The following is a 9,006-nucleotide window of genomic DNA, read 5'->3' as shown; positions in this document are numbered from 1 at the left end:
AACAGGCGGCACCGGCTCCCTCTGCGTTTCAGCTGAAACAGCTAGGACAGGGCCAGCCCCAGCTTCGCGAGCCTGTCACCGAGCAGCGCGCCCAGGGCACGGTGGCCGTCGCTGTTCATGTGGACGCTGTCCTTGAGCTGATCCTCCAGTCCGTAGCGGGTGAGCCAGTCGCCGACGCTGACGAACGGAATTCCGTGGCCCCCGGCGACGGTTCCGAGCAGGGCGTCCACCTCGGCACGCCGGGCGCCGCCGTGCTCCGCGCCCTTGCCCAGTGTTCCCACCATCACCAGCTTCGCGCCGGGATAGCGCTGCTTGATGGTGGTGATCAGCCGGTCGGCGTTGGCTGAGATCTGCTCGTTGCTGGCGCCCTGCTTGGCATCGTTTCCGCCGCCTTCGATGAGCACCAGCGGCGGGAAGCCGTACGGAAGGTGCCAGTCCCCGCGCTGCAGGGCATCGACGTAGTTTCCGGTGGTGCCGTAAGAGGCGACAAAGCCGGTGCCGCCCTTGCCGCAGAAGAACACTTCATAGCCCAGCCCGCCGAGAGCACGGCGCGGCCAGCTGGCCTGCGGCTCCGACTGTGAGTCGCCGATCAGCAGCGCGGTGTGGGCGATGTTGCCCACGATCACCTCGTCCCGGCCGTTGGCAGGGTTGCGGTACAGCGCACCGGGCGGGAGCGTGGCAGGGTCGACGGCGGCTGCCAGGTCACTCACGACGGCGGAGCCGGCGGCAACCGCCTCGCCCGGGGCGGCCACCGGGGCGGCGGCACGCGGCGCCGCCGACGCCGCGGATCCCGCACCGGACGCCGGTTCCTGTGCGGCGCCGCAGCCCGCCAAAAACACGCTGCCGGCAATGACGGGACCAATCAGGAGGGCCCGCGTCGAGGCTTGAAACATCCGTGGACTCCTGGCCTGTTCGTAAGTGGTCTAGCAATAGTGGTGGATCACTTCCGGAAAAGCCAGTGATTTTGCTCACATGACATCCTATTGGATTCACGATTTGGTAACGGGCCGCAGGAGCGGGTGTGTTCCCGATTTAGGCCAATAAATGGCAGACCGTTTAGACTGGCAGTAGGTGCCCTGTGTTAAGGGTCTGATCCGTCGTGCGTTCCGGTAGGAAATGGCGCGATACAACAGCTGACTTCACCATTGAATCGAGCCATTACGCATGTCTGAAACCACCACCCAAACTGCCGCGAACATTGCATCCCGCAGTGACCTGCGCAACGTCGCCATTGTGGCCCACGTTGACCACGGCAAGACCACGCTTGTGGACGCCATGCTCAAGCAGACCAACTCCTTCGCCTCGCACGGAGAGGTCGAGGACCGCGTCATGGACTCCGGTGACCTGGAGCGCGAAAAGGGCATCACCATCCTGGCGAAGAACACCACCGTTGCGTACAACGGCCCGTCCTCCAACGGTGAGACCATCACCATCAACGTGATCGACACCCCCGGCCACGCCGACTTCGGCGGCGAGGTGGAGCGCGGCCTGTCCATGGTGGACGGCGTCGTCCTCCTCGTGGACGCCTCCGAAGGCCCGCTGCCGCAGACCCGCTTCGTCCTGCGCAAGGCCCTGGCCGCGCACCTGCCGGTCGTCCTGCTGGTGAACAAGACGGACCGCCCTGACGCCCGTATCGAAGAGGTTGTCCACGAGTCGATGGACCTCCTGCTCGGCCTGGCTTCGGACCTCGCGGACGAGGTGCCGGACCTCGACCTGGACGAAATCCTGAACGTTCCCGTTGTGTACGCAGCCGCCAAGGTTGGCCGCGCGTCCCTGGAGCAGCCGGCCGACGGCGCCGCCCCGGACAACGAGGACCTTGAGCCGCTGTTCAAGACCATCATCGAGCACATCCCCGCCCCGACCTACAACCCGGAGGGCGTGCTGCAGGCCCACGTGACCAACCTGGACGCCTCGCCGTTCCTTGGCCGCCTCGCCCTGCTGCGCGTCTACAACGGCACCCTCCGCAAGGGCCAGCAGGTCGCCTGGGCCCGCCAGAACGGCGAGCTCAAGACCGTGAAGATCACCGAACTGCTGGCCACCAAGGCCCTCGAGCGCGTTCCCGCCGAGTCCGCCGGCCCCGGCGAGATCGTCGCCGTCGCCGGCATCGAGGACATCACCATCGGTGAGACCCTGACCGACGTCGAAAACCCGCAGCCGCTGCCGCTCATCACCGTGGACGATCCCGCAATCTCCATGACCATCGGTATCAACACCTCGCCGCTCGCCGGCAAGGTCAAGGGCGCCAAGGTGACGGCCCGCCAGGTGAAGGACCGCCTGGACAAGGAACTGATCGGTAACGTCTCCATCAAGGTGCTGCCCACCGAACGCCCGGATGCCTGGGAAGTCCAGGGCCGTGGCGAGCTCGCCCTGGCCATCCTCGTGGAGCAGATGCGCCGCGAAGGCTTTGAACTTACCGTCGGCAAGCCGCAGGTTGTCACCAAGACCATCGACGGCAAGGTTCACGAGCCGATGGAGCACATGACCATCGACGTGCCCGAAGAGTACCTCGGCGCGGTGACCCAGCTGATGGCAGCCCGCAAGGGCCGCATGACCAACATGGCCAACCACGGCACGGGCTGGGTCCGGATGGAATTCATCGTTCCCGCCCGCGGCCTCATCGGCTTCCGCACCAAGTTCCTCACGGACACCCGCGGCGCCGGCATCGCGGCCTCGATCTCCGAAGGCTACGAGCCGTGGGCCGGCCCGATCGAGTACCGCACCAACGGTTCCATGGTGGCCGACCGCGCCGGCGTGGTGACCCCGTTCGCCATGATCAACCTGCAGGAACGCGGTTCCTTCTTCGTCAAGCCGACCTCCGAGGTCTACGAAGGCATGATCGTGGGCGAGAACTCCCGCGCCGACGACATGGACGTGAACATCACCAAGGAAAAGAAGCTCACCAACATGCGTGCCGCTTCCTCCGACAGCTTCGAGAACCTCACGCCGCCGCGCGAGCTGACCCTCGAAGAGTCCCTCGAATTCGCCCGCGAAGACGAGTGTGTCGAGGTCACTCCGGAGGACATTCGCATCCGCAAGGTCATCCTCGACTCCAACGAGCGTGCCAAGGCCAACCGCGCCCGCGCGAAGGCCTAACGGTACCTCCCGCGATTAACTGCGCATGAACAGAAGAGCTGCCGGCATGGCAGGCGGCCTCGCCGCCGCCGTGCCGGCAGCTCTTTTTGCAGCCCTCGCCGGAACAGCACTGCACCGCCAATCGCTCGAGGCAACCCATCTCCAGGCAACCGGCCTTGGGGCAGCCGGTGCTGCCCTGCCTCTGGGTGCCGTTGCCGCACTCCTGCTCCTTGCCTCCCTCCAGCTGTTCCTGGGCGCCGCGTTCCGGACGCTCATTCCGACGGCGGTGTGCGGCGCGCTCTGTTACGCCCTGGCCGGTTGGTGGTCCGGGATGGAATCCGGCAAGCGGCTGATTGCGGGAGACCTGGCCGGGGGTGTCTGGGTCTACGGGATCGTGGCGGTCACCGTCATCATGCTGGCCTGGTGCCGGCGGTACCGCAGGTAGGCAGCGGCGCTCCTGCGGCCCGCCGGCAGCGCTGCCGGCGCTAATCCGCCGTCGGGTCCCGGTGGTGGGCAATCATCAGCGAAGTGGCCTCGCCGTCGTCGTCCGCGGGAAGTGCCATGTACTCCTCGACGACGGCGCGCAGCTTGCCCAGCATTTCGTCCCGCCGGGCGGCGTTGAACTTGACCCCCAGCCGCCACACTTCGATGTCCTCCGGCGGCAGGTCCCTGGTCTCCTGGAGGAAGGTCTCTATGAGGATGGGTGCCACATTGTCCACGGGCGTGCTCCAGGACTTTCGGCTGGCGATGTAGGGCACTTCCGTGGCCCCGCGGCGGCCCTTCCGCCGTTCCTCCGGGAGCAGGAACCCGGTCCGCACCAGCGTGCGGACGTGATGCAGGCTCGACGCCGGATTCAGGCCGAGCAGTTCGGCGATCTCCTTGTTGGTCCGCGACTGGTGCAGGCACAGCCGCAGGATCCTCAGCCGCAGCGGCGAACTCAGGGCGCGGCCCTTGGCCACGAGGTCTGCATCACCGCTGTCGCGCGGGAGTTCCATAGACGCAAGTGTAACGACGTACGACTGATTGACATACGCCAATCGTCAACCGAGACTGAAGCCGTGACTGCCGAACCGACAGGGGCGGAACCCGCAAAAACATCGCTGTGGCGGGACCGCAACTTCACCACTTTCTGGGCTGGCCAGGCCCTGGGCCAGTTCGGCGCGCAGCTGGGACAGTTGGCGCTTCCCGTGCTGGCCGTCACCTTGCTTCAGGCCTCCGAATTGCAGGTGGGGGTGCTGAACGCGGCAGGCATGGCGGCGTTCCTGGCCGTCGGGCTGCCGGCCGGTGCCTGGGTGGACCGCTGGCTGAAGCGCAGGACCATGATCACCGCGGATCTGGTGCGGATGGCTGCCATGGTAACGGTGCCGTTCCTGTGGTGGAGCGGGAGCCTGGAAATCTGGCACCTCTATGCCGTGGCGGGGATCCTGGGGACGGCCACGGTGTTCTTCGATGTCGCCTACCAGAGCTACGTACCGGTGTTGGTGCCGGCCGCGCACGTCCAGGAAGCCAACTCGAAACTTGAGGCTACGGCGGCGATAGCCCGCATCGGCGGGCCGGCTGCCGGCGGCGCGCTACTGGCCGTGGTGTCGGCGCCCGTGCTGTTCGTGGGGGAAGCTGCAGGTTACCTGCTCTCGGCGGTGTTCCTCAGGCGTACCCGCGACTCGGAGGAACGGATGCCGGCGGCCGCGCGGCGTCCCCTTCCGGTCGAGATCCGGGAGGGGCTCTCCTTTGTGGTCCGGCACCCGCTCATCAGCCGGGTCGCTGCCTGCACCGGCGGAATGAACTTTTCCGGCATGCTGATCTACACGCTGATGCCGGTCCTGGTGCTGCGCAACCTGGGGCTGGGGCCGCAGGGCATGGGCCTGATCATGACACTTGGCGCCGCGGGCGGACTGCTGGGTGCCGTCCTGGCGCCGCGCGTCGCTGCCCGGATCGGCGAGGGGACGGCGATTCCCGTCTGCGCCGTGGCCAGCTCGGTCTTTGTGCTGCTGGTTCCGCTCGCCGGAGTGGTTTCCGAACCCGCCGCCTCGCTGGTGCTGCTCGGGGTCTCCGAAATCGGATTCGGCTTCAGCGTCCTGGTCTACAACGTCCTGCAGCTCACCATGCGCCAGCGGGTGTGCCCGCCGCGGCTGCTGGGCCGCATGAACGCGTCCATCCGGTTTGCCGTGTGGGGAGTGATGCCACTGGCGGCCCTGGCCTCGGGCTACCTGGGCGAGCACCTTGGGCTGGTGCCCACGATGCTCATCGGGGCGGCCGGCAGCTTCCTCGCCACTGCCCCTGTTCTGTTCTCGCCCCTGCGCACCATGCGCACACTGCCGGATGAGGTCCTGCCGGACGAGGTGCAGGAAGGTGCGGTGCAGGAAGATGCGCTGCTCGAGGACGGGACGCTGGAAGACGGCGTGCCGGGAGACGGTTCCGGCGGCGGCCGGGGATAGGGCTCCTCAGCCCGCTGCCGGCGGCGTTTGCCGCGGGCCCCTGCGCGGCGGTGCGGGCGGCACCTGCTTGGCAGCCACCACCCGGTCCAGCGGGATGCCGACGTCGGAGGTGCGGGTCCGCACGGTGCATTCAGTTTCGCCGCACTCCAGGAGGTCACCCAGCGCGTCCGTAAAACCGCCGTCGATCCTGTAGCGCACCACCACCCGCGTTCCTGCGAGGGCGGTGGCCAGGAACTGCCGGGGCGTCGGTGTTGTCAGGCTCACCGCTCCATCGTATGACCTGTCCGGAGTATGACGCGCCCGCTTCGTTGGCGGGACGGGCGTGGGAGATAATAGGCTCTGATATGGACAGCCCGGCATGCAGGCCGGATGCAGCAACCGGTGAATGGCCGGGAATCAACTTGGAGAGGCAAGGGACGTGACGTACGTAATCGCGCAGCCGTGTGTGGATGTTAAGGACAAGGCATGCATTGAGGAGTGCCCGGTCGATTGCATCTACGAAGGCGAACGCTCCCTCTATATCCATCCCGATGAGTGCGTCGACTGCGGCGCCTGCGAGCCCGTCTGCCCGGTGGAGGCCATCTACTACGAGGATGACACCCCCGAGGAATGGGCCGACTACTACAAGGCCAACGTCGAGTTCTTTGACGACCTCGGTTCCCCGGGCGGAGCCGCCAAGGTGGGCAACACCGGCAAGGACCACCCGATGATTGCAGCGCTCCCGCCGCAGAACCAGGACCACTGAGGCGGACCCTTCGTGACTACAGCTGTGCGCAGTTTCGGCCTAAGCCTGCCCGACTACCCGTGGGAAGCGATGGCGCCGTACCTCGCCAAAGCGGCTGAGCACCCCGGCGGTGCTGTCAACCTGTCCATCGGCACTCCCGTGGACCCTACCCCTCCGGTCATCCAGGACGCACTGAAGGCAGCCGCCGACGCCCCGGGTTACCCCACGGTCCACGGCACGCCCGCGCTCCGTGAGGCGATCGCCGGGTGGTTCGCCCGCCGCCGGGGCGTGGAAGGGCTCGACCCCAGCGCCGTCATGCCGACCGTCGGATCCAAGGAACTCGTGGCATGGCTTCCGTTCCTGCTGGGCCTCAAGCCCGGCGACGTCGTGGTGCGACCGACGGTGGCCTACCCCACCTATGACATCGGGGCCACTTTTGTGGGGGCTACCGCCATCGCCGCTGATGACCTGGACGAACTGGACCCGGCCACCAGGGCCAAGGTCCGGCTGGTGTGGGTTAACTCCCCGGGCAACCCCACCGGCAGCGTCCGGGACGCCGCCTCATTGAAGAAGCTCGTGGACCAGGCCCGTGAAATCGGCGCGCTGGTGGCATCGGACGAGTGCTACGCCGAGCTTGGCTGGGGGGAGTGGGACCTGCAGCGCGGCGGGCAGGCTGTTCCAAGCATCCTGGATCCGCGCGTGGCCGGCCCCTCCCACGACGGGCTCCTCGCCGTGTACTCGTTGAGCAAACAGTCCAACCTGGCTGGCTACCGGGCCGCCTTCGTCGCCGGGGACGCGGCCCTCATGGCCAACCTTGTCAACAGCCGCAAGCACGCCGGCATGATCGTGCCGTACCCGGTGCAGGAAGCCATGCGCGTGGCTCTCGGGGACGATACCCACGTCCTGGCGCAGAAGGACCTGTACCGCGGGCGCCGGGAACGGCTCCTGCCCGCACTGGAAGCCTTTGGGCTGACGCTGCACGAGTCCGCCGCCGGCCTGTATCTGTGGTGCACGGCGGGCGAAGCCACCTGGGACACCGTTGCACGCCTTGCGGAGCGGGGGATCGTTGTGGGCCCGGGCGTGTTCTACGGCGAAGCGGGGCACGGTTACGTGCGGGTGGCCCTCACCGGCACGGATGAGCGCATCGATGCTGCCGTGGCCCGCCTGGTCTAGGCGCATCCCGGCGCGTCTTCTGGCGCTCCGGGCACCGTAACAATGATGTGACTCGCGCCACAACGGGACTGTTTTGGGGATAATTCGGTGCTCCCGGATTAGTGGCAACCCGCAAGTGGCGGTAGTTTTTAACTGACTATCAATGGTGGCTTTCTACAAGAAGGCAGCACGGCCGTTGGATGTCCCGCCGTGCGGGATGCCGCGCGGCTCACCTGATGTTGGATCAAGCTTTCTAGAGAGGCCAAGAGGCCTCATGAAGGGGACTCCATGACTGAGACCACCAGCGCAACTGAGACCACCAGTGCGATCTTGCGCCACGCAGGCGGCGAGCTCGAGCTCCCGCGCATCAAGGTTGTTGAGGGAAACGAAGGCTACGACGTTTCCAAGCTACTGAAGCAGACCGGTGCCGTTACCTTTGACCCAGGCTTCATGAACACGGCCGCAACGACGTCGGCCATCACCTACATCGACGGCGACGCAGGCATCCTGCGGTACCGCGGTTACCCGATCGAGCAGCTTGCCCAGCACTCCAGCTTCCTGGAGGTCTCGTACCTGCTGATCTACGGCAACCTCCCGACGCCGGCCGAACTGGACGAATTCGACCAGAAGATCCGCCGCCACACCCTGCTGCACGAAGAGCTCAAGGGCTTCTTCGGCGGCTTCCCGCGCGACGCGCACCCGATGCCCGTGCTGTCCTCGGCCGTGTCGGCGCTGTCCACCTTCTACCAGGACTCGCTGGACCCTTTCAACGACGAGCAGGTGGAGGTTTCCACAATCCGCCTGATGGCGAAGCTGCCGGTCATCGCGGCCTACGCACACAAGAAGTCGATCGGGCAGCCGATGTTGTACCCGGACAACTCCATGAACCTCGTGGAGAACTTCCTGCGCCTGAGCTTCGGCCTGCCCGCTGAGCAGTACGAGCTGGACCCGGTCGTCGTGAAGGCCCTGGACCTGCTCCTCATCCTGCACGCCGACCACGAGCAGAACTGCTCCACCTCCACCGTGCGCCTGGTGGGCTCCTCCAACGCCAACCTTTTCGCGTCCGTGTCCGCAGGCATCAACGCCCTGTTCGGCCCCGCCCACGGCGGCGCCAACGAGGCCGTCCTGAAGATGCTCCGCCAGATCCAGGCCGACGGCATCAAGCCCGAGGACTACATGGAGAAGGTCAAGAACAAGGAAGACGGCGTCCGCCTGATGGGCTTCGGCCACCGGGTCTACAAGAACTACGACCCCCGCGCCAAGATCATCAAGGCCACCGCCCATGAGGTTCTCAGCAAGCTCGGCGGCCACGACGAGCTTCTGGACATTGCCATGCGGCTCGAGGAGAAGGCCCTCGGCGACGACTACTTCATCCAGCGCAAGCTGTACCCGAACGTGGACTTCTACACCGGCCTGATCTACAAGGCCATGGGTTTCCCCGAGAAGATGTTCACCGTGCTGTTCGCCATCGGCCGCCTCCCTGGCTGGATTGCCCAGTGGCGCGAAATGATCAACGATCCCAACACCAAGATCGGCCGTCCGCGCCAGCTCTACACAGGGGAGCCGGAGCGCGACTACCCCGCCCGCTAGCCTTCACGACGGCGGCTGCCCACCTTTTGGTGC

General features: G+C 66.4%; 9 protein-coding genes. 6 read left to right on the top strand and 3 right to left on the bottom strand.

Annotation, left to right across the window (positions count from 1 at the left end; translation table 11 throughout):
* Positions 1-41: 41 nt before the first annotated feature.
* Complete coding sequence (locus ACFUTU_RS20860) at positions 42-893, bottom strand: SGNH/GDSL hydrolase family protein (protein ID WP_377967804.1); 852 nt, start codon at positions 891-893, stop codon at positions 42-44.
* Between the two features lie 271 nt (positions 894-1,164).
* Here ACFUTU_RS20860 and typA point away from each other — a divergent pair, with 271 nt between their 5' ends.
* Both typA and ACFUTU_RS20850 read left to right on the top strand, forming a co-directional pair.
* A complete protein-coding gene (gene typA, locus ACFUTU_RS20855; protein ID WP_377967803.1) occupies positions 1,165-3,093 on the top strand; it encodes a translational GTPase TypA in 1,929 nt (642 codons plus the stop codon).
* A 25-nt stretch (positions 3,094-3,118) separates the two neighbouring features.
* The gene (locus ACFUTU_RS20850; protein WP_377967801.1) at positions 3,119-3,517 is read left to right on the top strand and encodes a hypothetical protein; all 399 of its coding nucleotides are present in this window, start codon (positions 3,119-3,121) and stop codon (positions 3,515-3,517) included.
* Positions 3,518-3,557: 40 nt separating this feature from the next.
* Here the strand turns inward: ACFUTU_RS20850 and ACFUTU_RS20845 are convergent, their stop codons facing one another.
* Positions 3,558-4,067, bottom strand: coding sequence for a helix-turn-helix domain-containing protein (locus ACFUTU_RS20845; RefSeq protein WP_377967799.1), 510 nt, complete (start codon positions 4,065-4,067; stop codon positions 3,558-3,560).
* A 63-nt stretch (positions 4,068-4,130) separates the two neighbouring features.
* Between ACFUTU_RS20845 and ACFUTU_RS20840 the strand changes: the two genes are divergently transcribed.
* Positions 4,131-5,507, top strand: a complete 1,377-nt coding sequence (locus tag ACFUTU_RS20840) for an MFS transporter (protein ID WP_377967797.1) — start codon at positions 4,131-4,133, stop codon at positions 5,505-5,507.
* 6 nt (positions 5,508-5,513) lie between these two features.
* Here the strand turns inward: ACFUTU_RS20840 and ACFUTU_RS20835 are convergent, their stop codons facing one another.
* Positions 5,514-5,771 (bottom strand): hypothetical protein, encoded by a 258-nt coding sequence (locus tag ACFUTU_RS20835; protein ID WP_377967795.1) that lies wholly within the window; start codon positions 5,769-5,771, stop codon positions 5,514-5,516.
* Between the two features lie 154 nt (positions 5,772-5,925).
* Here ACFUTU_RS20835 and fdxA point away from each other — a divergent pair, with 154 nt between their 5' ends.
* The 3 genes from fdxA (at position 5,926) to ACFUTU_RS20820 (ending at position 8,973) form a co-directional block, all read left to right on the top strand.
* A complete protein-coding gene (fdxA, locus tag ACFUTU_RS20830; RefSeq protein ID WP_026265673.1) occupies positions 5,926-6,252 on the top strand; it encodes a ferredoxin in 327 nt (108 codons plus the stop codon).
* A gap of 12 nt (positions 6,253-6,264) precedes the next feature.
* On the top strand, positions 6,265-7,404 hold the full coding sequence (gene dapC / locus ACFUTU_RS20825) for a succinyldiaminopimelate transaminase (protein ID WP_377967793.1): 1,140 nt from the start codon (positions 6,265-6,267) through the stop codon (positions 7,402-7,404).
* Between the two features lie 267 nt (positions 7,405-7,671).
* Complete coding sequence (locus tag ACFUTU_RS20820; protein WP_377967791.1) at positions 7,672-8,973, top strand: citrate synthase; 1,302 nt, start codon at positions 7,672-7,674, stop codon at positions 8,971-8,973.
* The last annotated feature ends 33 nt before the right edge of the window (positions 8,974-9,006 follow it).

Source organism: Arthrobacter sp. NPDC057388, assembly GCF_042668165.1.
Taxonomy (GTDB): domain Bacteria; phylum Actinomycetota; class Actinomycetes; order Actinomycetales; family Micrococcaceae; genus Arthrobacter.
The sequence above is the reverse complement of the archived record's forward strand: the minus strand, read 5'-3'. Positions and strand labels throughout refer to the sequence as shown.